The organism is Aquimarina algicola (assembly GCF_006443095.1).
Lineage (GTDB): Bacteria > Bacteroidota > Bacteroidia > Flavobacteriales > Flavobacteriaceae > Aquimarina > Aquimarina algicola.
The window spans coordinates 445065-470726 of sequence record NZ_VFWZ01000002.1; the positions used below are offsets into that span (position 1 = coordinate 445065).

At 32.8% G+C, this 25662-nt stretch carries 40 protein-coding genes; 19 read left to right on the plus strand and 21 right to left on the minus strand.

Annotation, left to right across the window (positions count from 1 at the left end; translation table 11 throughout):
* Positions 1–63: 63 nt before the first annotated feature.
* The 19 genes from FHK87_RS05750 (at position 64) to FHK87_RS05840 (ending at position 14171) form a co-directional block, all read left to right on the plus strand.
* The gene (locus FHK87_RS05750) at positions 64–309 is read left to right on the plus strand and encodes a hypothetical protein (RefSeq protein WP_140591253.1); all 246 of its coding nucleotides are present in this window, start codon (positions 64–66) and stop codon (positions 307–309) included.
* 63 nt (positions 310–372) lie between these two features.
* Positions 373–657 (plus strand): hypothetical protein, encoded by a 285-nt coding sequence (locus FHK87_RS05755; protein WP_140591256.1) that lies wholly within the window; start codon positions 373–375, stop codon positions 655–657.
* A 180-nt stretch (positions 658–837) separates the two neighbouring features.
* A complete protein-coding gene (locus tag FHK87_RS05760) occupies positions 838–1251 on the plus strand; it encodes a hypothetical protein (protein WP_140591259.1) in 414 nt (137 codons plus the stop codon).
* Between the two features lie 67 nt (positions 1252–1318).
* The gene (locus FHK87_RS05765) at positions 1319–1897 is read left to right on the plus strand and encodes an RNA polymerase sigma factor (protein WP_140591262.1); all 579 of its coding nucleotides are present in this window, start codon (positions 1319–1321) and stop codon (positions 1895–1897) included.
* Positions 1898–2140: 243 nt separating this feature from the next.
* Positions 2141–2611: a hypothetical protein gene (locus FHK87_RS05770; protein ID WP_140591265.1), complete on the plus strand. Its 471-nt coding sequence runs from the start codon at positions 2141–2143 to the stop codon at positions 2609–2611.
* 186 nt (positions 2612–2797) lie between these two features.
* Entirely contained in the window at positions 2798–4120 is a 1323-nt protein-coding gene (locus FHK87_RS05775) for a hypothetical protein (RefSeq protein ID WP_140591268.1), read from the plus strand.
* A gap of 2 nt (positions 4121–4122) precedes the next feature.
* Positions 4123–5202: a hypothetical protein gene (locus FHK87_RS05780; protein ID WP_140591271.1), complete on the plus strand. Its 1080-nt coding sequence runs from the start codon at positions 4123–4125 to the stop codon at positions 5200–5202.
* A gap of 37 nt (positions 5203–5239) precedes the next feature.
* Positions 5240–6262 (plus strand): RHS repeat-associated core domain-containing protein, encoded by a 1023-nt coding sequence (locus FHK87_RS05785; protein WP_140591274.1) that lies wholly within the window; start codon positions 5240–5242, stop codon positions 6260–6262.
* 4 nt (positions 6263–6266) lie between these two features.
* Positions 6267–6746 (plus strand): hypothetical protein, encoded by a 480-nt coding sequence (locus FHK87_RS05790; RefSeq protein ID WP_140591277.1) that lies wholly within the window; start codon positions 6267–6269, stop codon positions 6744–6746.
* Complete coding sequence (locus tag FHK87_RS05795; protein ID WP_140591279.1) at positions 6743–7261, plus strand: hypothetical protein; 519 nt, start codon at positions 6743–6745, stop codon at positions 7259–7261. Before FHK87_RS05790 ends, FHK87_RS05795 begins: the two co-directional genes overlap by 4 nt.
* A gap of 91 nt (positions 7262–7352) precedes the next feature.
* Positions 7353–8336 carry a JAB-like toxin 1 domain-containing protein gene (locus FHK87_RS05800; protein WP_226294110.1) on the plus strand — a complete coding sequence of 328 codons (984 nt, stop codon included), beginning with the start codon at positions 7353–7355 and terminating at the stop codon, positions 8334–8336.
* A 2-nt stretch (positions 8337–8338) separates the two neighbouring features.
* A complete protein-coding gene (locus FHK87_RS05805; RefSeq protein WP_140591285.1) occupies positions 8339–8890 on the plus strand; it encodes a hypothetical protein in 552 nt (183 codons plus the stop codon).
* A gap of 31 nt (positions 8891–8921) precedes the next feature.
* The gene (locus FHK87_RS05810; RefSeq protein WP_140591288.1) at positions 8922–9398 is read left to right on the plus strand and encodes a hypothetical protein; all 477 of its coding nucleotides are present in this window, start codon (positions 8922–8924) and stop codon (positions 9396–9398) included.
* A gap of 64 nt (positions 9399–9462) precedes the next feature.
* Positions 9463–9951, plus strand: coding sequence for a hypothetical protein (locus FHK87_RS05815; protein WP_140591292.1), 489 nt, complete (start codon positions 9463–9465; stop codon positions 9949–9951).
* A 30-nt stretch (positions 9952–9981) separates the two neighbouring features.
* On the plus strand, positions 9982–10563 hold the full coding sequence (locus FHK87_RS05820; RefSeq protein WP_140591295.1) for a hypothetical protein: 582 nt from the start codon (positions 9982–9984) through the stop codon (positions 10561–10563).
* 35 nt (positions 10564–10598) lie between these two features.
* The gene (gene tssD / locus FHK87_RS05825) at positions 10599–11294 is read left to right on the plus strand and encodes a type VI secretion system tube protein TssD (RefSeq protein WP_140591298.1); all 696 of its coding nucleotides are present in this window, start codon (positions 10599–10601) and stop codon (positions 11292–11294) included.
* A gap of 11 nt (positions 11295–11305) precedes the next feature.
* Positions 11306–13018: a hypothetical protein gene (locus FHK87_RS05830; RefSeq protein WP_140591301.1), complete on the plus strand. Its 1713-nt coding sequence runs from the start codon at positions 11306–11308 to the stop codon at positions 13016–13018.
* Entirely contained in the window at positions 13019–13588 is a 570-nt protein-coding gene (locus FHK87_RS05835) for a hypothetical protein (protein ID WP_140591303.1), read from the plus strand.
* A gap of 31 nt (positions 13589–13619) precedes the next feature.
* Entirely contained in the window at positions 13620–14171 is a 552-nt protein-coding gene (locus tag FHK87_RS05840; protein ID WP_140591306.1) for a hypothetical protein, read from the plus strand.
* Between the two features lie 139 nt (positions 14172–14310).
* Here FHK87_RS05840 and FHK87_RS05845 read toward each other — a convergent pair whose 3' ends face one another.
* Genes FHK87_RS05845 through FHK87_RS05940 form a run of 21 tightly spaced genes read right to left on the minus strand, consistent with a single transcriptional unit; the run spans position 14311 to position 25658 of the window.
* Positions 14311–15291 (minus strand): hypothetical protein, encoded by a 981-nt coding sequence (locus FHK87_RS05845; protein WP_140591309.1) that lies wholly within the window; start codon positions 15289–15291, stop codon positions 14311–14313.
* A 5-nt stretch (positions 15292–15296) separates the two neighbouring features.
* Complete coding sequence (locus FHK87_RS05850) at positions 15297–15830, minus strand: hypothetical protein (RefSeq protein ID WP_140591313.1); 534 nt, start codon at positions 15828–15830, stop codon at positions 15297–15299.
* A gap of 11 nt (positions 15831–15841) precedes the next feature.
* Entirely contained in the window at positions 15842–16339 is a 498-nt protein-coding gene (locus FHK87_RS05855; protein ID WP_317133535.1) for a D-Ala-D-Ala carboxypeptidase family metallohydrolase, read from the minus strand.
* Positions 16326–16472 (minus strand): hypothetical protein, encoded by a 147-nt coding sequence (locus tag FHK87_RS26100; RefSeq protein WP_226294112.1) that lies wholly within the window; start codon positions 16470–16472, stop codon positions 16326–16328. The genes FHK87_RS05855 and FHK87_RS26100 overlap by 14 nt, the downstream gene beginning before the upstream one ends.
* Positions 16469–16786, minus strand: coding sequence for a hypothetical protein (locus tag FHK87_RS05860; RefSeq protein ID WP_140591316.1), 318 nt, complete (start codon positions 16784–16786; stop codon positions 16469–16471). Before FHK87_RS05860 ends, FHK87_RS26100 begins: the two co-directional genes overlap by 4 nt.
* A gap of 7 nt (positions 16787–16793) precedes the next feature.
* Positions 16794–17426, minus strand: a complete 633-nt coding sequence (locus tag FHK87_RS05865) for a glycoside hydrolase family 73 protein (RefSeq protein WP_140591319.1) — start codon at positions 17424–17426, stop codon at positions 16794–16796.
* Positions 17427–17437: 11 nt separating this feature from the next.
* Positions 17438–18223, minus strand: coding sequence for a hypothetical protein (locus FHK87_RS05870; RefSeq protein WP_140591322.1), 786 nt, complete (start codon positions 18221–18223; stop codon positions 17438–17440).
* A gap of 7 nt (positions 18224–18230) precedes the next feature.
* The gene (locus tag FHK87_RS05875) at positions 18231–18587 is read right to left on the minus strand and encodes a hypothetical protein (protein ID WP_226294113.1); all 357 of its coding nucleotides are present in this window, start codon (positions 18585–18587) and stop codon (positions 18231–18233) included.
* Positions 18562–18915, minus strand: coding sequence for a hypothetical protein (locus FHK87_RS05880; protein WP_140591331.1), 354 nt, complete (start codon positions 18913–18915; stop codon positions 18562–18564). Before FHK87_RS05880 ends, FHK87_RS05875 begins: the two co-directional genes overlap by 26 nt.
* Entirely contained in the window at positions 18912–19256 is a 345-nt protein-coding gene (locus tag FHK87_RS05885) for a hypothetical protein (RefSeq protein WP_140591334.1), read from the minus strand. The genes FHK87_RS05880 and FHK87_RS05885 overlap by 4 nt, the downstream gene beginning before the upstream one ends.
* A 12-nt stretch (positions 19257–19268) precedes the next feature.
* Complete coding sequence (locus FHK87_RS05890; protein ID WP_140591338.1) at positions 19269–19505, minus strand: hypothetical protein; 237 nt, start codon at positions 19503–19505, stop codon at positions 19269–19271.
* Between the two features lie 5 nt (positions 19506–19510).
* Positions 19511–19939 carry a hypothetical protein gene (locus tag FHK87_RS05895; RefSeq protein ID WP_140591342.1) on the minus strand — a complete coding sequence of 143 codons (429 nt, stop codon included), beginning with the start codon at positions 19937–19939 and terminating at the stop codon, positions 19511–19513.
* Entirely contained in the window at positions 19936–20457 is a 522-nt protein-coding gene (locus FHK87_RS05900) for a peptidoglycan-binding domain-containing protein (protein ID WP_140591346.1), read from the minus strand. The genes FHK87_RS05895 and FHK87_RS05900 overlap by 4 nt, the downstream gene beginning before the upstream one ends.
* A 41-nt stretch (positions 20458–20498) precedes the next feature.
* Positions 20499–21014, minus strand: a complete 516-nt coding sequence (locus tag FHK87_RS05905; RefSeq protein ID WP_226294114.1) for a hypothetical protein — start codon at positions 21012–21014, stop codon at positions 20499–20501.
* Positions 21015–21030: 16 nt separating this feature from the next.
* Positions 21031–21525, minus strand: a complete 495-nt coding sequence (locus tag FHK87_RS05910) for a hypothetical protein (protein WP_140591352.1) — start codon at positions 21523–21525, stop codon at positions 21031–21033.
* The gene (locus tag FHK87_RS05915; RefSeq protein WP_140591355.1) at positions 21522–21980 is read right to left on the minus strand and encodes a hypothetical protein; all 459 of its coding nucleotides are present in this window, start codon (positions 21978–21980) and stop codon (positions 21522–21524) included. Before FHK87_RS05915 ends, FHK87_RS05910 begins: the two co-directional genes overlap by 4 nt.
* A 10-nt stretch (positions 21981–21990) precedes the next feature.
* Complete coding sequence (locus FHK87_RS05920; RefSeq protein ID WP_140591358.1) at positions 21991–22179, minus strand: hypothetical protein; 189 nt, start codon at positions 22177–22179, stop codon at positions 21991–21993.
* Positions 22180–22181: 2 nt separating this feature from the next.
* Positions 22182–22685, minus strand: coding sequence for an N-acetylmuramoyl-L-alanine amidase (locus FHK87_RS05925; RefSeq protein WP_140591361.1), 504 nt, complete (start codon positions 22683–22685; stop codon positions 22182–22184).
* Between the two features lie 38 nt (positions 22686–22723).
* Entirely contained in the window at positions 22724–23179 is a 456-nt protein-coding gene (locus FHK87_RS05930) for a TIGR02594 family protein (RefSeq protein WP_140591364.1), read from the minus strand.
* The gene (locus tag FHK87_RS05935; RefSeq protein ID WP_140591368.1) at positions 23176–24906 is read right to left on the minus strand and encodes a YncE family protein; all 1731 of its coding nucleotides are present in this window, start codon (positions 24904–24906) and stop codon (positions 23176–23178) included. The genes FHK87_RS05930 and FHK87_RS05935 overlap by 4 nt, the downstream gene beginning before the upstream one ends.
* Positions 24903–25658, minus strand: a complete 756-nt coding sequence (locus FHK87_RS05940) for a hypothetical protein (protein WP_140591372.1) — start codon at positions 25656–25658, stop codon at positions 24903–24905. Before FHK87_RS05940 ends, FHK87_RS05935 begins: the two co-directional genes overlap by 4 nt.
* Positions 25659–25662: the final 4 nt, after the last annotated feature.

The window sequence follows — 25662 nt, forward strand, 5'->3', positions numbered from 1 at the left end:
TTATAAAGATTTTCTAAACCAATTATCTAAATAATTATGAGCGCATTCATTAAAAAAGTTGAAATGATAAATCGAATAGATCAACTTATTCGTTTACAAGCTACTGGAACACCAAATGAACTGGCTTCGAAGTTAGGAATCTCAAAAACTAAACTATATCGCATCCTAAGCATTATGAGAGATTTTAATGCTCCTGTTGAATATGATATCGGCAGTCAGAACTTCGTATACGAAGAAAGTGTAATCTACTTTAGATTTGGGTTCTATTCAGAAAAATTATATAAAAATAATCAAGCTATCAATATGTAAAAGCTTTGTGGTAGATCTTCTGTTTGTTATGAAATCTAATATCGCAATTTAACTTAAGTCTATATGCCAAATGCAAATGAAGTTTATGAAAAGTTGAGTAAAATAGAAAAGTCATCTATTCTAAAAACAATTGACACTATCGTTGATATGAAAACTCCATTAGAAATCTCTAAGAGGTTAGCAGATCAACTACATAAAAAGTTTCTATCACTAGGGATTTTCAAAGCATCAAATGTACTTTTTATTGAAGCTGAAAAAAGTGTTTTCCAAAAAATAATCTCATTGAGGTTTTATAGAAATATACGATCAATGAGAAGCAATAAATTAAAAGTTAAGAGTGGGTTTTGAGTTTGTGTAGAACAAAGATGTCGAGTGTTTGCTATAAAATTAAACACAGTAAAAATTCAAATCATTTTGAATTTTATGCCAAGTGTTTTCTATGCAGTCCCATAGTTTTAGGTAAACATCTTGACGTCTTTGTAAACTCAGCACAGAACAATTAAAAACTAATCAAACCATAAATCGAAAATGAATACTAAAACGACACTAACAATTTTATCATTTTTACTTTTCACAACGATCTCTGTTCAATCACAGATAGCTCAAAAGCAATCTTCAAATGAGTTTACTGAATTTTTTCGATTCAATGCAACTACCTATTCTGGTGATCGAATTTTTGGCATTCACCCAAATAAAGAAAAAGCCGTACAGATCGCTACAAGTTTAATGTTTCAAGAAAACAATTCCGAAGATATTGTAAAAGAATTAAAAATTAGCACAGAGATTATTGAGAAGAAAAAAGGGGCGCTTGTTTATAAACGATTTAAGAAACTATGTCCAAACGGATATAGAATAATCTCAAAAGATGAGTTTTCCAAGCTCACTGCAATAGAAAAAGAAGGATTACTAGGGAATAGTTCTTTACTAAGAGAAAAGAATTAAAACGGATTTTTCAAGGTCATCAAAGAATTCAGAAGAATATCTAAAAAAAACAACCTAGCTAAATATTATGAAAAGCCAAAGAGACAATCAAATAATAGAAGGAATCATTGCCGGAGATTCATTCATAATCAATTCTTTTTATCAAGAGAACCTTTCTTTTGCGAGTAGATATATTAAAGCCCATTATGGTAATGAAGAAGATGTAAGGGATATCTTCCAAGATGCAATGATTATTATATATCGAAAATCAATTCTCAATCTGTTACATTTCAATGGTTCTTTGGAAGCCTATTTCTTTGGGATTTGTAAAAATCTATGGAGAAATCGCTTAAGAAAAAAAAACAAAGTAATATATGATAACGTTCTTTTGGAATACAAAATTGATGAAGCTTATTTTTCTGATCAACCAAACATAGAAAAAGACTTATCACGTAAAATTTATGACAAGTACTTTTTAAAATTAAGTGAGTCAAAAAGAGAATTAATACTTCTCTCACTAGAAGGAAAAAGTTCTAAGGAAATTTCAAAAATTACAGGCTACACTCAAGGCTACGTTAGAAAGAAGAAACATAAATCAAAAAATGAATTGCAAAATAGCTTGCAAAAAGATCCTGTTTTTTTGGAACTAACAGCTCCATCAATTTAACAAAAAAATTATGACTCTAATTACTTGTTATCTAGTAGGTTTCCTCATAGGTTTTGTTTTCGCATTATTATTAAAAAAAAGGAGAAAAAGAAGAAAAAAGGACTTACAAGATTTCGTTAACAAAAAAAACTTTGAACTTAAAAAGCTACACAAACAACTCAATATCAAATCAGAATTTGAACCTTTAAAATTCAATTAAACGATAGTCGATTCGTATTGTGATACTTAAAATAAGAAGATAGTGTGAATAGTATAAAAGAAAGAAGAATAATTAAAAAAATGGTCAAAGAACTATCAGGGCTTACAAATCCAGAAATATTTGATATTCTTTATAAAACAGAACGATTGTTTAATGTGGTTAAAGATCCCGAACCCAAAATAATTGATGCTATATTATTTTCATTGGATAACCCCCATGATATCCCTTTTGATGGTTCTTTTTATCTTTTAACTGATTACACCTACAACCTAAGAATTTTTATTACCTCTTATCCAGTTACCTTATTATCTGTCTTTAGAAATAATTATTATTTCAAAACTGCTTATTGCAGTAATCCAAAAAAGTTTACAAAGAAAAATGTCCTTAAATCTTTCAAGGACACTAGTATGGAAATATATGTATTCGAATTTCTGAAAAGAAACAAATTAAGGAAACGAAATCCTAAAACAAAACGGTTTCAAATTCTTGAATACTTACACAAAATAGAATGTTAAATGATTTATAAAAGATATGACCAATTTGTAATTGACAAATAGACAAAATGAAACATATGAGTTCTTTATCGACAATATCAATCTACTTATCGAAAAGTCAGCAATATAGGGGAAAACACCCTTATGCTCTTTTAGGTTACTAATTATTATAAAGCTATGTTTGTAAGACTTAAAACCTATATCAAATTGAAAAAAATAATCTCCTTTTTACTACTTGGAGTATTTCCTTTTTTGAATGCTCAAGTACTTCCTGATTTGATGCCAAAAACACCAAATGCAAGCCAGTTTACTAATTATTCTAAGAATAACCTTGGTAGCCCTACTATTTCTCCATTGAATACTACAAATCAAAGTGTGAGAAATCAACTTTTAATTGCAGAAGTTGAAAGAAATCAGCAAGAGCAACAAATGAGAGAAAAGCAAGCGCAGGCATTAATTGATGATGCTTTACATTCTTTTCCAGAAAATTATAGCTTACCTTCTTACGGAGATGAGGCAGGAGCTAATTATTACCGCAAAGCGTTTGAGAAGCTTCGAAACTTGTCTAGCGCTGACTTTTCTGTAAAGAAAGCAATATTTGCCATTGAAAATGCATTTTACGAGGAAACAGAGAACTACGATGAGTTCGAAAGTACTATCAAACAAACAGGAGATTTTCTAAGAGAAAAAATGAACGAATTAGGTTATGATTCTAAAAGTAATTTAGCAAAGAATTTTCTGCTTTTCCAATTTTTCTCAGATACTCTCCAAATAGAATCTAAAAATCTTAAACACCTCCCCTTAACTTATGATTTTGAAGACTATATGGGTAAGGATGATTGGAGCAAGATGTTTGTGAAAAAGTTACTAGAAACAGGTAAAGGGCAATGTAATTCATTACCACAACTCTATTTAATACTGGCAGAAGAAATTGGAGCTGAAGCTAATTTAGCCCTTTCACCTAATCACTCTTATATAAAATTTCAAGACGATGAAAAGTGGAAATGGTATAATGTTGAATTAACTAATGGAATGCTAACTACTGATGCCTTTATACTTCAATCTGGATATGTGAAAGCTGAAGCTCTCCAGAATAAAGTATATATGCATCCACTTTCTAAACAACAACTACAATCTCACCTTTATATGAATTTGGCTTTGGGGTATATTGGTAAATATGGGTATGATGAGTTTGTTAATGAAATGATCTCAAAAGCTTTGGAACTCAACCCTTCCAATGTTCAAGCATATCTAATAAAATCTAATTACGCCACTATCAAGGTTAAATATGCTCTGGATAGACTAGGTATTGGCAAAGAAAACTTTGATGAAATAAAACAACACCCAAGAGCAATTCAATTGTACAAAAATATGATTGCTCAATACAATATGGTCGATAAACTAGGGCATCAGGAAATGCCACCAGATGAATATCAAAAATGGTTGGCTTCAGTAAAAGAAGAAAGTAACAAACAACAAAACATCGAACTTAAAACTAAACTAAACACTATAATACCTGTTAAGCAATAATGATGCAAAAAAGAATATTTCTATTAGCACTACTTATTAATATTTCGCTTTGGTCGCAAGATCAGGAAAAAATATATAATGACACCTTAGAGCAACTAAACTGTATGCTCAAAGATTCTTGTCAATTAAGTTTTAAAAAGGCTGTTATGAGTGTCGAAAATGCGTATTACAATAATGTACTCGATACAGTAGGATTCAATTTTGAAATTAAAAGACTCTCCTCTTTTACTAGTTCTATGGTAAATCAGATAAAATTGAAATACCAGGGTAAGGATAGTTTAAAAGTTAAAAAGTATGCTGCCTTGTTCTCGATAGTAACAGATACAATACCAATCGTTGACAAAGATGGAGTGATGTATGAATACATTCCTTACGTATATGATTTTGAAGATATTTGGGGTTTGAAAAATTGGGATAGTATGTTTGTTTCTAAATTACTAGAAACTGGCAAAGGAAATTGCCACTCTATGCCTTATTTGTATAAAATACTTGCCGAAGAAATTGGAGCAGATGCTCATTTAGCAATAGCTCCAAATCACATATATATCAAACATCGAAATGAAATAGATGGTTGGTACAATACTGAGCTTACTTCTGGTATTTTCCCTAATGATGCTTGGTTAATGGCTTCTGGTTATATCCATTTGGATGCAATAACAAATAAAATGTATATGGAAGCTCTAAGTGACAAGCAAAGTATTGCTATGTGTATAATCGATTTGGCGCAAGGATATAATAAAGTTTTCCCTGATAATGACGGTCAATTTGTAATGAAAGCTTGTCAAGTGGCTTTACAATACTACCCTCATTATATAAATGGAAGAATTCTTCAAGCAGAAACCAAAAAGAAGGTTTTTGAGAAAGAAGTAAAAAAAGATTTTGATGTTTTTACCAAGGAAGTATATGAAGATGATTTTTTGAGGTTACAATTCTTAGAGATTCAACACGAATATGTATCAATTCACGAATCTGGTTATCGCAGAATGCCAGAAGAAATGTATCTGAATTGGCTCAATTCCTTGAAAGAAGAACGTAAAAAGTATGAGAATAAAAAAATAACTAACACTGATAAATCCAATTAGTAAAATGAAAAAAAGTTATATTATCTTGTTGTTAATTATGTTTACAACTATTATGACAGCACAAAATCCTTTTGAAAAATTTGGATACACACCAAAGGTAGGCACACTAACTAAAGGAAAATTTATTGAGCATTTCGATAATGATAGTATTGTTCAAATTGGAACGGTATTACTTAATGTCCGTTCTAAATCCATAATTGGATTTGAAATGAAAACGATAACATTATCTGAAGCGACTTTAGAACCTTCAATATCTAGTCGATGGATGAATCCTGACCCATTAGCAGAAGGCATGAGACGATTTTCCCCGTATAATTATGCTTGGGATAATCCTATAAATGTAATTGATCCAGACGGATTATTTGGAATTTTCGTAAATGAAGCTGGTAGACAAATTGGTGATGATGGTATAGATGATGACAAAGTCTATGTTGTAAAAACTTCCAAGAAAAGTTTTGATAGTGGTGTAGCATCGGCAGGTATATCTGGTAAAGAAGCAAGAGCAACCGAAAAGTTTATAAAGGAAAATAGTGGTAATACAGCAGCATTTCAAGAAAATAGTATTGCTTATGACAATAGTGTAGAGATCGAAGGAAGTGCTGATACTAGGCAAGCAATGGTTGACATTGTAAATCAAGACAACGGACGAGGAGGAACTTCTGATGCGAATAACAGAGAATATGGTGGAACAATCTCAAATGATGGAACGGTTACTCAATCTCCACCGGGAGCCGTTTCTGATCCATCGGTAAACTCGCATGCAAGTATAGAACATGTAATACGTGGTAACACTAAATCAACTTTTCATAGCCATCCAAGTGGCACAAAAGTAACAGGTGCGGGCGCAGCGAATAGAAATAGTACATCTGCTTCTTCGAGCATTGGAGGTAGTACAACAACAAGCAGTTTCCAAAACGCTCCTTCAAAACCTGATGTGAGTGGATCTACTAGAACAAATTACACGTTTTATAGAGGTGGTGGTGGAAGAGTATATATTTATAGTGGTAAAGGGGTTATAGCAACACTTCCTCAAAAAAGATTTGTTAGACCAAAAAGATAAAAAAATGAAGAATCTTGTATTAATATCATTCTTGTTTTTTAGCGTCTTAAGTTTTTCTCAAAAAGAGAAGAATATCGACTTAAGAACATTTTACTATACCGCTATCAAAAATAAAATTGATTATGAAAAAGGAATGATTAAAAGCGGAGTATCTGCCCGAAAGATTAATGATTATTATTTTGTCTTTAAAGATGATTCGATGAATGATTATTTACCTGCAAATATCGAAGGGTATAAAATTAACTATATAAATATCTACGGCAGAAAAAATAAAAGACTTTTAAAAAAAGGGATTTATGCTTTTCAAATTCAGCCTATCAAATTAAAAGGAGGTAGGATAGAAATCGATTTAATCGATTTTCAAATAACCTACAAAAATAAAAACTACAATATGGCTAATGGTGGCGGTAGTACGACTGTTTTTGAGTATTCCTGTAGTACGAATAAATGGGAGTTTATAGAAACAAAGCATCATGGAATATGAAAAACATAATTTTATCATTATTGTTAATACCTTATTTGAACATATTTGGGATAGTCAATGCTCAAAATCAAATTACATCAAAAGAAATGCAATTTGTTTTCAAAGAAACACTTGCCAAATCTCTAAATTTTGTACCAGAAGCAACGAATATATGGTCGTTTGATAATTCAAATAATGATTACTTCAAAAAAGATACAATTATTTTAAATAGTGCAAGATGTGGTTTTGGATATAATTGCCATAGAATACAGTGGAGTTTTTACGAAAATGAAAGATTTATTTTGGAAAAGATTGTTGAATGTGATGAACCTCCGACTAAAGTTGCTTCCAAAGAGGAAGATTTTATGGATTTAAAAATCAAAGAGCAAGATGGTATGACATATTTATGCCTTCATAACAACAATGGGATTTTCGAGACTTTTGAAGTTTTAAGTTTAAAAGCAAATAACACTACTGATGAAGAATGCACCTTTAACTATACTTTAAAGCTTCTTAGAATTAGAGAGAATGAATAGAAAATCAAATCAACAAAAAAGAAAAAACACTAAATCAATCAGAATGAAAAAAATTTATTTATTCTTAATATTCCTTCTGAGCTTAACAATTATGAAAGCTCAAAATCCATTCAAGAAGTTTGGCTATAAACCGAAAATAGGAACTCTTAGTAAAGGAAAGTATATAGAATCTTTCGACAATGACAGTATAGTCCAAATAGGAACAGTATTGCTTAATGTTAAATCAAAACAAATTGTTGGATTTGTCAAAGAAACTATCACTTATTCTGAAGCAACTCTAAAACCTTCAATTTCTAGCCGTTGGATGAATCCTGATCCTCTCTCCGAGGAGTTTCCTGATAAATCTCCCTATAATTTTGTAAATAATAATCCTATATTTTTTACCGATCCAACCGGATTAGCTCCACAGGGTTTATTTGATGACTATGGATTGGATAAGAATGGAAATATTAGGTTGATCAAAAAGACCAATGACAATACTGACACACTATATGCAACAACTACCAATGAAAACGGAGATACCGTAAAAGATGAAAGTAAAGGTTCCGTTACCGTAAATAAAGATTCTGAAGGTAATAGTTTAGTTTCTGACTTAGCAAATAACGGTAAGACACAACAGTATGATGATTATGGCACAACTAAAGAAAGGGAGGTAAATATAGCCGTCACTGATGAAAAGAATAAAAATGATGTCTTTAATTTATTTAAGTTTGTAGCAGATAATTCCAATGTAGAATGGAGTGTTGGTAAAATTGAATATCAAGGGCTTGGAACAAACTATCAGATTGGAACTTATCACGATTCTAACCTTTCTCCAGGAGTTAAAAATGGTTCTCTTGGAAATGTCTTAGGCTTGGTTCATTCCCATCCTAATCAGAATACTGCCCAAGAAAGACGTGAAAGTATAGGAGGAGATACTGGGGTTTCTACTCGATTTTTGACTAAGCATGGAAGTAATAAACCTTATTTAATATATTTTCCTAGTACTCAGTCAACAACTAGACTTCGCTTACCAAAAGAGGACTTTCTAAGAGGTAGAGCCGTTCGCAGAAGTAACTCATCATATAAATTTTAAATATGAAAATAAACTTAATAATTTTTGTTTTTTTTGGTTTGCTAGTAAGTTGTAATAGCAAACAAAAACTAGAGGACCAAAATGACATTATAAAGATTGATCCCTCTTTAAAGAAGGTTTTAGACGATTATATAGAAGAATATCCTATAAACGTAAAGTATGGAGAGGATTTAAACAGATTCTATGAGAAAGGATTCTCACATCCATCATATCACATTTACTTTGATAAAAAAGAAAAAGACACGATTTTCACTATAACCATTTTTCCACAGTTACACACATTTGAATTGGAAGAACGCGAGGGGGAAATGGAAGGAGAATCGTTCATCTTTCATTTATACCCAAAAGGATTTTTTACTTATAAAAAAACCAATCCTATTGTAGTTTTCGATCAAAAATCTATTGCTAATAAGTTTTACAATAAAGAGGTATTACACTCCATACCCGACACCCTTATTACAACAAGTATTGATGACGTTAGAGGTTATAAACCTTATCCTTGGAGATATCTTATTAAGAATGGTAAAATTACTTTAAAAATTGAAGGCAATTAATGAAAATGACAATTTTCTCAAAAGATTTAAAATGCTTAAATATCCAGTTATCATATTCACTTTGTTCTATTTGACTTCCTGCAAAACAAGTCAAGAGGAACTAAATTTGAGTGATCGGGGAACAATACTTCTGGATTCAGAATATAACAGATGGCTTAGAACCAAATACGGTTATGTAACTTGGAAACCGAAGAAAGAAGACCTTCGCATTTTAAATATTGTAATCAATAAAGCTATAAAAAACAATAAATTCAATTTTATAAAACAACCAATAAATAAAAATATTGAAACATATTATCGGCAGTATATCCCTTATATCAATGAAAGTAATGAACGTCTTATAAAAATTAATGCTTTTTGTGAATTACTTAAAACTCCTCCTACTCCATCACAGAAAGATATTGGCTTCACAAATATTGATTGGAAAGAAGAATATGTCGAAGTTGAAGATGGTGAAAGTTGTTATTGGGAATTGATTATCAATATTGACACAAAAGAATATGAATAAATTTACCTTGACATCCTTAGTCTGTGAAACATTTCTTTCAACACCATGATTAAATTCAACCACTATGAAATACTTAATGTTATTATTGATATTTATTTTAATCAGTTGTAAACCGAAAGCAACAGGTAAGAGAACTGATTTTAATGAGACCCAAAATCCTACTAATGAGAATGAACTAGTGAAATATCGTTTTAACATCACTATGGAATGGGCTACCAGAATAGATGAATTCGTCGTAGTGGAAAATACGATAACAGGGCATATACAAAGAAAAGTAGAAGAAATAGATGATGATTTTACTGTTATCAAACTACAAAAAAAGAAATACCTAGAATCTAGTTTGACTACTTTAATCAAAAACAACCGCCAAAGGATTGAAAAAAAGAAAAATGCCAGAGAACTTTTAAAGATTATAAAAACCGATGATACTATAAGCTTGTATTCTTATGGTCTTTCAGATAAAAGCAAGTTTATTAAAGAATACTTTGCGGTAATGAAAACAATATATCCAAACAACCATAGCTTTGAGTATCCTAAAATTATCATTGATTAATATTTAAAGAAAAAAACACTAAAACAAATCATGTCTCGTATAGTTTTACCAATAATAATATTCATTTTACTAACGTCAGTTTGGCAATGTAAACCAACTTCCAAAAAGGAATCGTTTACTATTGATTTTAGTGTAAATGACATTGTTAGAAAAGACAAAAACTGTCAAGAAATCTTTAAAAAAGTATACTGGATTGATTCTGTTCGTTTAAATACGGAGCCTTATGTTGAAAGCTTGCTTAACCGCTTTATTGGATACAATAGACGTGATTCATATGAACGCTTATTTATGATCATTTTGGATCAAGAAGGAGAAATTTGGACAAGGCATAATTTTGATATTCAAATCAAAAATAGTAGTGCCTCAATTGTGAAATATGAATATCTAGATGGTAAATTCACCCCAATTACAAAGAAAATGGAATCATTTGACGAACAGAAATTTGAAGATTTTTTAAATGCAAATTCTCTTGTAGAACGTCAGAGAAATTATAACATACTAACTTTTGATTTTAAAAATAATAATTCTTGTGAATGTCGATTTTTAGGTAGGACAGAGTTTGTTATAAATGACTTAAAAAATTTAAACTTGTTCGATCAATTCGAAGACTGAACTACTAAACTGGATTAACCCTAAAACTAAATTTAATGAGTTTTAAAGTAAAATTATATGTAGATGGTATGGAATTCAATATTTTACAACATCACTTTGGTTTCTTGCAGAATAGCGATTATACAGGCAGACCAATTTCCAAACCTCAATCAAGAACCTTTGACTTTATAATAGAAGCAAGTAAAGATAATACATTCTTTGAATGGTCAACCCACCCAACGATGATGAAAAAGGAATGCGAAATTGTTTTCTCACCTACTCTAGGTAATAGTAAAAGCACCAAAATTAAGTTATTAGACATTTATTGTGTGTATTGTAATTATCACTTTACTAGTACAGGTGTTGATCCTTTCACAGTTACATTCAGTTTATCTCCAGCAACTATTTTATTTGATGGTCAAGTAATAATGTCAAAACATTGGAAAGTAACAGATCCCGAAAGATTAAATGTTGCACCAACCACTATTGAAAGTAACAAGGAATTAACTAGATACTATCTTACAGATATGGATGGTAACGAAATTGAGGATTACGTAACAGGAGATATTATATTACTTCAACTAGAAACCCGAAATAGAATAGGAGACAAAACTAGCGTCAGTTTTAATGATAATGAACATGATTTCAAAATGAATGGAAGTATCCTTAAAAACGATACTATAGAAGGCTATATCATCAATAGCGATCACGAAACGATAAAATTAGAAGTGATAGATCAACAAGAAGCTTAAAACCAATAACCATGACAAGATTTACAGTTAAATTTGAAGATGGAGAAACTAGAACGCTCACAGCAAAGTATATCAAGCCCGAAATTGTAAGAGGTTGGTGGACTTATGATAAAGAAGGAGAACAACCCTATATTTATAAAAAGCTGGATGAAAATAAAAATGAAGAAGAAGTTTCTGTTCTTTTAGGTGACACAATGTATTTTCACGTAGAAGTAAAAGGAATCCGAGCTGGCGAAGAACTGGAATTTCAGCTTTTCGATCATGATCATCTATTATGGATTGACGAGATTGATCCAGATGATTCCGAATTCCCTAATGATCCAGTATTTAAAAAAGAAAAAATAAAACAAGTAGGTGATAAAAGAATTGCGACTATTGAAGTAAAGTTAGAGGATAGTTGGGAGCCTGTTATTAAAGATGATCACGATGGGAATTTGGTTTCCTTAGATCATACTATAGAATTATATTGGAGAATATCATATAAAAACCTATCTGAAGAATATCCTAAAGATGAAAATGATGATCGTCTACGAGTTGGTTATAATGATCGAAATCTTTGGATTATACCCGTAAACGAAGGAAGTAGTATTCCAGAATTTTTTGATAGAGAAGGAAATCTTATTGTAACTTCATTTAATCCTATTGATGCCACTTCCAAAAAACCTGACAATGAGGAACGATCAGAACAATATGATAACCACGGAAAGTTAATACGTCACGCTGCTAAAAAAGCAAATGATATGGCAAAGGCTACTGGTTTGGAGGGTAAAATTGCTAATGTTATTGTTATGAAGGTAAAAATTATAACAAAAAGTACCGCACTTTCTGAAATTAACATGATTAAAAAGCAAGTATATCGAGAAACTATAAATCTAACTAAAAATGAAATTGTTCATAGTATTGAATATGAGGTAAAAAGTGCTTCTGCCTTTGTAATCAAAGATACTTTTTCCCACATCAATATAACTGAAGAAGAAAAACTGATACGAAAATCATTCTCTGAATACTTTAATAAAGTAGATTTTAAAGAGGGAGTTGTTGGTTCATTACGAAATGCTAGAGAATTGCTAAGATTTTATGATTATGTACAAGTTGGTCCAACAATTCATAGTCTATTTGCACAGGAAGGGGGCAGTAATGGTATACCAAAACCTTCATCAGTTGTAAGTATATTTTCTACATTTTCTGGTACGAAACCCCTTAAATGGGCAGCGAGAGATATTGCCGAAGAAGCAGCCAAAAAAACAATGGCTGAAACAGCAAAAAGAACAACCACTACGGCAGCTTTAGAATCTGCTACCACACAACAGGCAGCAAGAATGAATCCTATGGTGTTAGCATCTGAAGCTCTTACAGGGCTAGGTTCTTTATTTATGGTAGCTGATGTGATAGCAACTGAAGTTACCAACAGTATGCTTAATGATATGAGTGCCTATGGAAAAGAACTTGTACACATTAATAAACATAATGGATTAGACGCTATAGAAACTTTAATTGAAAGAACTTACGCAGATGAATTAGGAGATTTCTTTCTTCAAAGAGATATTTCAAATGAAGCCCATTACAAAGTGATGAATGGAGAGATTAAGACACTCGAAGAATTAGATCAATTCGATCCTATTGATGATTTTGGGCAAAAGTATACTTATTTAATCTTTGTGCAAGACAAGGATACAGAAAATGAAAAGTTTTATATTGACGCTGTTTATAGCCAAACTTACTAAATGATGAATAAGATTATATCCAAAGTATTAATTACTATTACATTACTTTTATCTTCTTGCAATAACAATGCCCAAGAGGAAAAATTAATCCATAAAATCTTTCCTAATACGGATTTACCATTGAAAGTAAAGATTGGAGAGCTAAAACGAGATAGTATTCCAACGCTCTTTTATATACCTCTTGAATTTAAGTATGTAAACAATAGCGGCTCTAAACTTAAAATTAAACATACTTTCTGGAGTAAAAAAAGCCCAAATATCAGACATGGAACAGTATATTTTAAACACAATGAAAAACTGGTAAAAGGCATAAGAACGAAATATTTGGAAGAAAAACAACAGGAACAATATCAATCATTTGTGAGGTTTGATTTATTATTAAGCAGTCAGGAATTTAATAACCTATTCAATAAGGAATTTATTAAAAATGAGATGTACGACCTAAAATTCAAACCCGATCTGCGTTCTTTTTTAAAAGATAAGCTTTTAGAAAAAGGATATGTGATTTCAATATTTTTTGATATGGAAAACAAAAAAAACATCATTCATAAGATACCGTTAGAATTTTAATAACAAACAAGTCCTCTTAAAACAAAAATCAATGGAAAACCAATTATTTTTTTATGGCTTATTTAGTGCTATTCTAGGTTTCTTATATTTTATCTATAGAATTGGAAAAACCAAAATACCTAGTTTTAATTTTTTAGGAAACGGGAACCGATCACTAATAAAAAAATTTATTGAAAATGCAGATAGGATTCCTATTGATCTTAACAAAGTAGAATTCAGACATCAAGTTAATGAGAAAGAAAGTTTTGACTTCAAACCTTATGAAAGAGATATCTTATTAGAGTCCAATAAATCAAAGAAATATTCAGAATATAAAAATAGAGGTATTATTAAGTTTACCTATAAAAACCAAGAATATAAACATCTTATCTATGCAGATGGTATTCCCGAAAAATCATTACTTACATACTTTTACCTCCAAAAAGAAACGTATTTGTACATTGATAAAGAAAATATATCAAAAAGATATTTAGACTTATCCTTTTTAACAGAAGCTACAAACGGAAAATTTCAAAACCGAGGTATTGAATTTATAGACCTAGACACATATGATTTGAAAATAAAACATAGTATTTATGGGTGATAAAAGCCTACAAAATCTATTAGCTGCGGTTTTGGTGGTTTTTCAACTGGATTAAATCTAAATTAATAATTAATTATCAAATACCACCGTAAAATTCATTTCATCCTGTTCATATTAATTCTTAATAACTATAAACAAGTTAACCAATCTTAAATGCGGTAAGAAAAAGACTCTCGTTGCTTCCAACCGTCCAATAAGGAAGTAATACTTCACTATCACTAGGAGAATCTAAAAACCATTGTCGGAGAGTATTAACTCTCCTATCAAAATTCAAGGGATCGACTTCAGCTATAGTCATTAAGGTTCTCGATGTGCTGAAATTATAATTCAGTCTATAAAATTTAGACACTTCAAAAGAAGCTGTTCCTCCTATATCTTGTGTCCACCTTCTATATCTTGATCCACCACCATACATCTGATTTGCCGTACCGTTAATTACAAATAGATGAGATTCTGCTTCGAATAATGGTTCTGAACCCAAGTTACCTGCTTCAATGCCAATTCCTCCAATTCCAAAAAGACTGATCCCTTCTATTTCGCTCAGGGTAAATACAATATTAAAAGAAAGATCGTCACATCTTTTCCAAGGAAATGCTCTAAATTTTACGGCACTATTAAAATCTGAACTTCTATTAATACCCCATAACCCTTTTTCCAAGTTACGGTTGACAATTACTCCTGGACTAATTTCTAAACCTAAATCAATTACTGATGTTGTTCTTAAATCTACCCAAACAGGATTAATTACTACAATAGTCTCATTTCCAGTATCGCCAGAATTTAGATTTCCATTTCGTACTATCAGATTAAATCTCCCTTCTGTATCTCCTGCAAATACTACAGCTTCTAATAAGGTTGGATCAATAAACTTTACCTGACTAATTACTACAATAAGACTCCCTGCTCTTTTAAACTCCGAACTATCTATTTCCGCACCAGTATCTATAGTTACATTTGGAGTAAAGTGATATCCTTTGATTTGTATCTTTCGTATTCCTTTTACACGCATTCTAGCACCACATACTTCGGTTATAAATGGTGCTAAACCACTTGTACTCCCCTCGGCACTATAATTTGTTTGTGTTCCTCTTACAAAGCGTTGTGTTCTAATTGCTCTCATAGTATTTACTCAAATTGTGCCGTTTTATAAAATTGAATTCTTAAAATGGGTGTTCCATTTTTTTGTACTCCGATTACCCTAAATATCTTTAGATTTTCAGATCCGACCAATTCGAATATATCTTGGTTTGCTAATCCAAAACCTGAATTGATACTTGGTGATGATCCATTTTCCCTAAACCTTAATACGGCTGACGAATTCGTAATGGGTAATTCTATTACAGGTATAGGTAGTGTACGCTCCCTTTTTTTTGATGTAGCAACAATTGATACTGTTTCATCCGGATCTGGATCGGTAATAATAGTAACTGCTCCTTGTTCTACCATCATAGTTGCTGATACAGCTTCTTCAGGTACTTCTAGTGAAACTATCCTGCCAAATGGAAGAGGAATATCCTGATATCCCTTATTATCTTGATCTATAGGCACAAGTCCAACTTCTTTAGCATTAATCAATACTAATTCTTCAAGATAATTAAGAATTGTCGCAGTATTTTTTCTTTGTGGATATGTCTGTTTCTGTATTCTATCTCTCAACATAATTTTGTCTTTTATACAAAAGGGTTTATTGGCGGTTTTGTTCCTGAAGGATATCCCCAAGCCACATATTGCTTTTTTGAACTATCATTATCCAGATGAACAAAGGTTCTACCCACTCCAATACGTTTGAACCCAACTAATTTTGCAGCCACTACTATCTTATTTCGAATAGCCCTAGTAGGTGCTTTAATATCCGCAGCTTGGCATTTTGGTATTTTATGGGATGAATTAGAAACTCCACCTACTTTAGTGTTCCAAAATGATGATCTTGCTCCTGAATTTATCATATCAAAAATGGGTAGTTTGGTGACTTTTGCTAGTTTTTGAAGCATCTTGATAAACTCCTTATCCATACATCTACCAGATCCTTGAATATCGGGGCTGTCAAATTTGGTGAGATCAACTTTTGGTTTTGGTTTTGATTTTAGTTTAGCTATAGCAATAGCCCCTATAATGACTATAGAAGCTGCTCCTAAACCAACCCAGATATGTGTTCTATCCTTTACCACCACAATTACACTGTTTCTTCTCTTTTACTTTTTGATTTCTATCATAAATAGCCATACCAATTCGAACCATATTTACGATCAAAAAAGCTCCAAAGATTACATTCATAGTCATATTCCCTTTATCTGCTCTCATTTTTTTTCTTGGTGTTTTTTTAATTTAAGTTCCAGTTTTTCAGTATAAACTTCAAGATCATTAATACGTTCACGTTGTTTAACTATGATAGCTTTCATCTCTTGATTATTTTTCTCCAGTTCCTGAATTCGTTCTTCCATTTTGTCAGACCATTGAATCCAGTTGCTAATTACTTTCTCATCAGCTTCAGCATTTAGGTTTCGAATTTCAGCTTTCCTTAATTTCTTTTGACTTCTGTATTGAAGAAAGTACTTCACAGTCTCGGTCAAAACCGAACTACCTAATACAACTCCTGCTAGATTTAGAAATTCCATACTTCTATTATTTCGTTTTACTTTTTAATACTGCTACTATTATTGCGATGACACTTATCCCCATAATTGCCATTGGAATGATAATGCTACCTTCTTTTTTATCTAATTTCTTCAGGACAATTACCTGTTCTATCTCCTTCATTATCCTTTTGATCTTACTGGCGTAATTAGGATCTGTAGCGTATCCAGCTTTGGCTACTTCTTCAGCGAATCGATACGGGTCTTTTTTAAACCGCATTGCATAGCTATATCTCCTATTTTTAAATAACAAACCAGCCCAATCTATAAATGAGAAAAAAGGATTAGGGTATGCCCTGAACACATCTTTTATTCTATACTTCCATTTTCCATTGGATTGTCGAATTGGATAGCCTGGATAAATAAAAGGGAAACTGCGATTCGGACTAGAACTATATTCAGTAGTAGTAATTAACTGGCTGTAACCCTGCGACCAACCTCCGTAATTTCTTCCAGATCCCTTTTTGATTCCAAACATCATATTGCCTTTCGCTGATTTGCCCCAACCAGATTCCAAAGCGCTTTGCGACAATGCAAACAAAATGGGGACTCCAGATTTCTCAGAAGCCTTCTTTGCATAAGGGTAATAACGAATTACAAATTGTTCTTTTTTTGTTGCCATTCCTCATTTCTTTATGGTACTGGTGGAACGTTAAAGACAGGATTTGCAGGGATTTCTAAAGGTAATTTTGCGATGTATGGTGGAAAAATTATTAATACTTCATCTAGTGCTGAAGTAAATTCACCTTCTATAGCTAATACTCCAAAACTACTCAACTGACAAAAGAAAAGGTTTCCTTCTGAAGAATGTGTAGTCCAAGCAATCACGCTACCAAATTCTGCCAGTGCCGGCATTTTTAAAACCGTACCGCCACTTCCTGTACCACCTGTTTGTCCTGCACCTCCAACCCTTCGAAGTCTTATATTTAATGGTGTTACTAGATTCCCATTAACTACAGAATATCTATTTCTATTACTGGTGTAAAAAACACTATCTGAATTTATGTTTTCATCCAGTACTGAAAATATTTCTTCTCGGTTTTGACTAATGCCTGTACTTACAGGAATTCCTGTAAGAACCTGAAAACAATTCCCATCGAAAACCAATTTATAAACGAGGTTCATTTTTAAATCATTAGCTACTATAGGTGTCAATGATACCCCATTGAATTTCTTTAATGGAATAGCTCCCTGCCCATCAATATTTAAAGTAGCTGCTTCGGTATTTGCACTATGAAATACGACCTCTAAAGGTAAACCCGCTTCGTAAGGTCTTGTCAATTTAGGATCTAATGATAATTCATATACATTATCGTCTGCTCCAGTAGTAACTCCATAACCTCCTATACTATTTTCCAAAGGAACGTTACCATCTCCTCTTACATCTTCTAATCTAAAATCTGATTGATATCCTCCCATTTCTTACTTATTTACTAATTATTAATGTTCCAAGTGCTACTAGACTTATCCCTAATAATATTTTATGTAGCTTACTTCTTTTGATCTTTTTCTCTTTTCGTTTGATAGTTTCCTCCAATAGTAAAATGGTTCTATCATTATTATTTACCACCATTGCGTAATTCTCTAATTGGTCTGACTGAAAAGAGATAATACTATCTTTCTTTTGGGTAACTAGTTCAAACCTTTTAATATTCAAGGATAAATTATTCACCAACGAATCATTGTATTTCCCAAGTTCCAACAACTTGGCAATCTCACGTGATTGAGCAATCGTAAAGCAATAGTGTGGAAGCTTATCAATTTCCCTTATTTTTGGTGTCAAATCTTGCGAAATACTGATAAAGCTCATCATCAGTAAAGTCATCAATAGCACTAACTTTTTCATCTTTCCTTTCCTTTAATTTTTCTATTACTTCCTGATCTACATTAATCAATACCGTTAGGCTATCCGCCATCGATTCCAAAATCTCAACCTTACTATCTAATAATTCATTAGTTTGTATAAGAGTCTTATTTTCTCGCTTCAATTCTTCAATCTCAATCTTCTGTATCTGATCGATTACATCATCCTCTGCAGGAATGATAAAAAAGAGTGCAATGACTACCCCTGCAATTGCTATAAGGGGTAGTATCCATTTATACTGTTTCATAAAAGATCATCTTTTGGAGTATCTACTTTCTTCTTTGGCATAAATCTTTCAACAACAACCTGAAGGAGAAACTTATAAAATGCAGTTGCAAAAAGAAAAGAGATAAAAAGGCATAGTACTTTTGACAGATCATATCCTCGAATAAAGAAGACAATCACGGCATATATAAATGCTATGATTAATACCTGGTATCTGTTCCTTAGTTTAATCCCTAATCCTTTACCTATAAATTCAGGTATTTTATAATAGTTTATTACATAAGTAATAAGCATAAAAGAGAAGATATATGCCCAATCAAGGGAATTCAAAAAACTTGTAAACTGTTCCAATACGATTTCCATAACTTTTTAGATTTAAAGGGTTTGTTTAATTTTTATTACTTCTTGTTCTATAGCTGCTAATTGTGTGTTTGGAAATAGGTTTTTAACCGTATTAGCCACAACAACAATGGCTACACCAGCTAACAGCATTCCTATTATGATTTTTAACAAGGTCTGATTGGTAAGTGTAATTGTCACTTCTGTTTTCAATCCATCCTTATCTACTAATGCATCTAACAGACCTCCAAGATTTCTTTTTTTGCGTACCATGTATCTTAAGCTTTAATAAGTTCGTGAATCGGAGTTCCCATTTGATGTTTATCATAAGTAACTCTATCAATGCCATCAGTCTTGAAAATCTTCTTTACCAATTCTTCAGTTTGCTGATCAAAAACTTTGGTTATAGTTCCTTTCCAACCGTGATGTCTTAATAGCCAAATCTGTAGCCGTTCTACTTCTTTGCCCTTACTTCCTTTAGTCAATAACCAAGGTTTCTTTGCTTCCTGTTTTGGTTTTATATAATTGGCTTCTGACGTTACTTTTGTAATGGGTTCAGGTTCTATGATTTCTTCTACATTTTGTCTTTTCTGTAATACAGGCGTTTCCTTTTCAGGTTTCTTTTTTTGACCTTTTATGAGGTATACCGCTAAAATGCTTACACCAATGCCAACCCCTGCTATAATCAAATCATTTGTACGTATCATCTCTTTATAGTTTTAATTGCCGTTCTCATTCCATCGATATCTTGTTTGCTAAAAGACGTTCTTTGTAAATGCTTCTTGGCTGCCTTATTGGTTTTATTTCCAAACATTCCATCAACGCCATCTCTGCTTCTTCCGGAACGTCCCAAATCTGCCTTATAAATTTTACTTAAATAGGATTGCAATATTTTTACGTCCCTATGGCAAGTACCATATTTCAGAGGATATTTGTTACTGCTACATCTAAACCTTGTTGGTCTTCTTGTTGTAGTGGATCTTCCTGTTGTAGTTGATCTTCTTGTTATAGTGGATCTTCTTGTTGTATTGTTTGCGATGGTACTTGCTATTTCCCCATCAAGATCCTCTTCTCTTGGTAACATCTCTAATTTGCTTTTGCGCTTCTTATAGTACCAAAATCCAATCCCTCCTAATGCAAGGGTGGTAACTCCGATAATGATCCAAAGTGTTTTATCATCATTATTCTTTTTTTTGACTATTGGTTTTTTATTCTTTATCTCCATAGTATTGTCCTTTATTGAAAAATTTTGTGATATATCATTTCTTAGGCTAACCTGTAATTTGGCAGTCTTCGTACAGGATCTTTTACAAGCTTTTTCATCTCGCTGTCACTTAAGAAACTTCTAAGGTGTTGCCACATATCTTTTTTACCGTGATTAAAATAAAATGCTCTGGATAGACTAGCGACCTGTGTTTTATCTTGTAAACTTCTAAATACACGCTCAACTGCTTTTTCATCATCATCGAAAAAGCTTTTGGCATTGTTCAATTCACGAGCATACTTTTTAGCAGCAGATTCAGACAATTCCTTGATACGTTTTCCTCCTAACCATTTTTTGACATCCTTGATATAATTCATATTGAAAGGCGCATTCCAATTCGGTTCTGCCACAGGGGTTGCTTTACCACCACTTGTTACCTTGATGGGTTTTCCTTTACTTCCCATTACTGTAAATGAAGTCTCTTTATTGGTTTTGTGTTTCTTTACAAAAAAGTAAATCCCAACACCCAATCCAGCTACTCCTGCACCTCCAATTACCCACCACATTGTTTTCGTCATTTCCATTGTTTTGCTTTTATACTATTCTGTATTTCGGTAACCTTGAGATAATACCTAATACTGTTTTGATTTCATCTTTGTCAAAGCGATCCTTTAACTGATCTCTAAGATTTAATTTATGCTCTCTTTGATATGCTTTAGCGACCTGCGATACCTGAACTTTATCCTTCAGGTTTCTGAACACGGCATATACATTTTCTTCTAAATCCCCTCCTAGATACCAAGGCTTAAATGCCTTGTGGATTTCATTGGCATATCGTGTTGCGGTAGATCCTTTGAGGACAACTATTTTTCCAGAAATGGAGTTAAAAACTTTCTCTACATATTTAACATCTAAGGCTGTTTCACTCTCTAATCCTTTACCGTCCGGATTCAGACTTTTACTTAATTGTGACAAAAGATTGCTAGCAAGTTTATTACGCTTTCTATTTCGTAAAGTGATATAGGTAGTACCTATCAATATCAATCCAACTGCTCCTGCGGTGACCTGTAATCCTGCTACTTTTTTCATTTGTTCAAGAATTTAATTCCTCCACCAATGGACTTACCCATTGGAGTTAGCATGGCAAGATCAGTTACATCAGCTTTCTTTGCTGTATTCCACAAAATCATTCCTATAACTGCCAATAATAATGTTAAGGTCACTGGAACAGCTATTGAAGCAACTTTTGACAAATTCTTACCTAACCCCATAAAGTTGCTACCTATTTCGGATGCATCTGCAATAGCCCTTGTAGCTGCATTTGAAACATCAATTTTGTTCTTTTTTAGCCACCTATTAAAATCTCCATTTGTTGTGCAACTGGATGATCCGTTAGTTTTCCAAGTCACCAACCAAATTGTACGAGCATTTGCAATTCCAACGGCAGTTTTTAAAGCATTGAAATAATCAACCCATAGTAAACAAGGATCGTTAGATTCTGGTACCACAAATAATTTATTCTGTATGTTGATTTCAATAGGCATATTATTCTCTTTATCTTCTTAATATGTGATTTGATTGTGACCTGACTTCTCGTTTAGAGAGCCCAAGCTCTTCTAAAGTATCCACCAATCTTCTTTTAATCTGTGCCTCTTTGAGGTCGGCTTCTTTCTTATCATAATTTTTGTAGATATGCCTACCAATAAGAAAACCCACGCCAAGTGCTAAAATGGTGTTCTTCATTGCTATTCCTTTTTGATTTTTTTAAAGATGTTAATTTCTGGTACACCTATTTCCTCTAACCAAATGGATACACTAAAAGCAGGGTTTTCTTTGCCTTTCATAGCAGGAGCTTCGTCAAGTCCTAATACCTGAATTTTTGGAAATTTGAGAACGTAAAACTTAACAATAGCTTCCAAGCTTTTTATCTGTGCCGTAGTACGGCTATCCTTTGATTTCACTTCCTTTTCCGTCCGTCCACCTACGTAGGCAATGTGCTTACAGATTCCTAGTACCCCTTCCTTCCCTTCAGAAATCCCCCATAAGTCAACAGTAGTTGGATTATCTTCTGAAACTAGAGTTTCCATTGCCCCATCAGGTTGAATTAGATAATCAATACCAGGACGATTAAATCCATAGCCACCTAGTTTTTTGTCAGTGGTATGTAGGTCTATTATATCTTCTTTAGTAACAGGAATTCCTTCTCCCGATTCTGTACTTTGAATAATTAAATAATCTACTTTCTTCATCTCTTATCATTTTAAATGTTCATTTCTGTTTTGTGTTACTATGCAGCATCCAAAATCGGTTTGAATGTTTTTTTGATGGATCTAAACCCTAATAATCTGTAAGTAGGATAGGGCTTAATGTTTACCTGATTGTTTTGGTTTCCACCTAGCACATAGATGTATTTTTTATCTTCACTATACCCGATAAAAAAGCCTACGTGACCTTTCCAACTACTTCGTTTTTCCCTCCAAAAAACAACTATATCTCCTTGTTGTGGGATCTTTACTTTTGTGCCAACTTTTAACCAAGATCTTGCATTGAGCTTACCACTTTTATGGCAACCTGCTTTAAAGGCTACCCAATTCGCAAATGCACTACACCAAGCTGTTTCATCCGTTGTTACCCACCTGTGACCAATCTCCTTAAAATAGGTCAGTATACGGGGGTTGTGGTTCTTACCAACAACCTCGGTGACTCCGTACTCTTCTAATGCTATATCTAATACATTGTTCATAGCTTTCTTTTTTTCTGATTAAGTATTGCATGCTCTAAAATTTTTTCTGTTTCAAATTGCTTGTAATAGGTTAGTATAGTGATGGTTTGTTTTCCTGCTATTTTGAATACCCATCCATTTTTACCATCTATGATAGCTCCATTCATTTCAAACACTTCTGCTACATTTCCGAAATTCTGTGGACTATTGTAGCTTGAGAAAGAAATAGGTTTTACCTTGGTACTACCTGTAACTGTTTCTTCTTCCAGCTTTAACACCTTAAATCTTTCCGTACCTGATAAAACAAATTTTACGTGTTTGACAATGGCAGGGTTAAAGGTGAAGTCTTCTCGTCTTGCCTGATACCCGTCATTGATGAGTACTTTATTACTTTCTCTACTGTAGCTAATGATGTTTATAGTACCACTAGTGCTATCACTACTATAGATCATATCACTATTAGGATCTATAGCTACTCCTGTACCTACAGCTCCTAAAAACAGCGTATCAATAGCTGTATCGGTACTATCTATAATGGAAAAGGAATTATCCTCTCTGTTCCCTACATAAAGTAACTCATTGGTAGGGTTATAGAGAATACGATACGGATCAGCTCCGACTGGAATTACTGCTCTTGTCACATTTGTGTTTAAATCAATTGGGATTATAGTATTGTCTCCAGAGGAAACGATATAAAGGCTATCATTTATAGGGTTATATGCTGCCGTTGTCAAAGTATTCCCTACATTTTCAATAGTATTTGTTACCAGATTATTAGTATCTATTACCGATATACTGTTGTCATTTGAATTGACTACATAGACCGATCCAGTCTTTGGCACAATTGCAATATTTCTTGGTGCTTTCCCTACACCAATAGTTTCTATTACTGTTTCTATAGTAGTGTCAATTACACTAATGGTATCATCAGCAATGTTAGCTATGTATACATTTGAATTAAAAGGATTGAAAGTTATACTAATGGGTCTTTTCCCCACTTGTATGGTATTTACTATTTCCAATTGTGTATTAATCACCGTTACGGTATCACCTATAATATTCGCCACGTAGACCGTACCAAAGTTTGGGGAACTAGGTTGGCTATTCACGGTCAGGTCTACGGGCGAAACCCCAAAGGGGCTGCTAGCATTAGCAGTTATAGGAATTAGGGAAACTAAAATTCCTTCAGTATTCAGTACACTAATATTATGAGATAATTGATTTGCGATATAAGTAAATCCATTAAAAGGATTGACAATAATTCCTTGTGGATATATGCCCGTTCCTAAATTAGAATTGACCGTTACCGTGCGAAAAATATGATCCGCTACGTCTCCTGGTAATGTAGGACTGAGAGGTGGCTTTTTATTGCCTGCCCACAATCGAACTTCTCTTTCTACATCAGAGGTATTTGTAATAGTCAGTTGTGTAGTTTCATACTTGTCTTGAAGCCTTTTATAAAAAGCTGCATTATCCAATTTTGTAGCACTTCTATGTAAGCCTTTAAAGGTTCTTTTTGGTAACCTTCTTGCATAAGGGCGATTTATTTTTACAAAAGAATCGTACCGATCTGAATGGATTAATTCTGCAATCATAGTATCTTCCTTTTCTTCAGAGGACACATCATCTTTCTTTTTAGTATTATCTGTTTTTGAGACTCTATTTTCATCATCATCCAATAACACCCACCAAAGCGCAGCAAGGGTAATACCCGTTGTTATCAATGCTATTTCGGTGTTTTTTTTCATTGCGCTAGTGTGTATTTATCTATAAATTGAACAATATCTTTCGTTCGTCCCACCTGTGTTTTTCCCACTAAATCGGGATATTGGCTAAAAATTTTTGTTGCTGCATATACCGCTTCTATTTTGGGGAAACCATAGTCTAAATAATGTCGAATCCCACATAAATCTGCGGTCGTTTCGCTACGGGTATTTAAAAACCAATGACAACCTTCATGTGCTAGTATAGCTACTCGCACAGGAATTGTATATGTTTTAAACAATCGTTGCGATATCTGAACTCTTGGCATTTTACGATGTATTCTTGCTGGAGTAATCAATTCCTTACCAAAAGCATCAACGATGCTAGGTAAATATTGGAATAGAAACTCATTATTTGGACTATCATAAAATCCCGAAGGGACATACCCTGCCTTTTGAGCAAACTGGATGGCAAACTCCATAAACCGTTGTTGTTCTGGAGTAGTCCAAATCTTAGGTTCGTCCATCATGATCACTTTAAAATCAAGAATATCGATACCCTCATCATCGCCTGTCTTTTTATCATAGACCTCCATCTCCAGTTCTTCAGGTGAAACAGGTAGAGAAATTTTGATGCTTCTTTTTTGTCCTCTTTCCAAGTAAGCTTTCCTACGGAAATAATGCGTGTTTGGATATAAAGGATCGTATACTTTAAATCCTACATGCATTGCCCTTTTTACTTTTACCGTAATGGCAATAGTAAACCGCTTTCTAAGAGAAGGAATTGGAATGATCATCGTT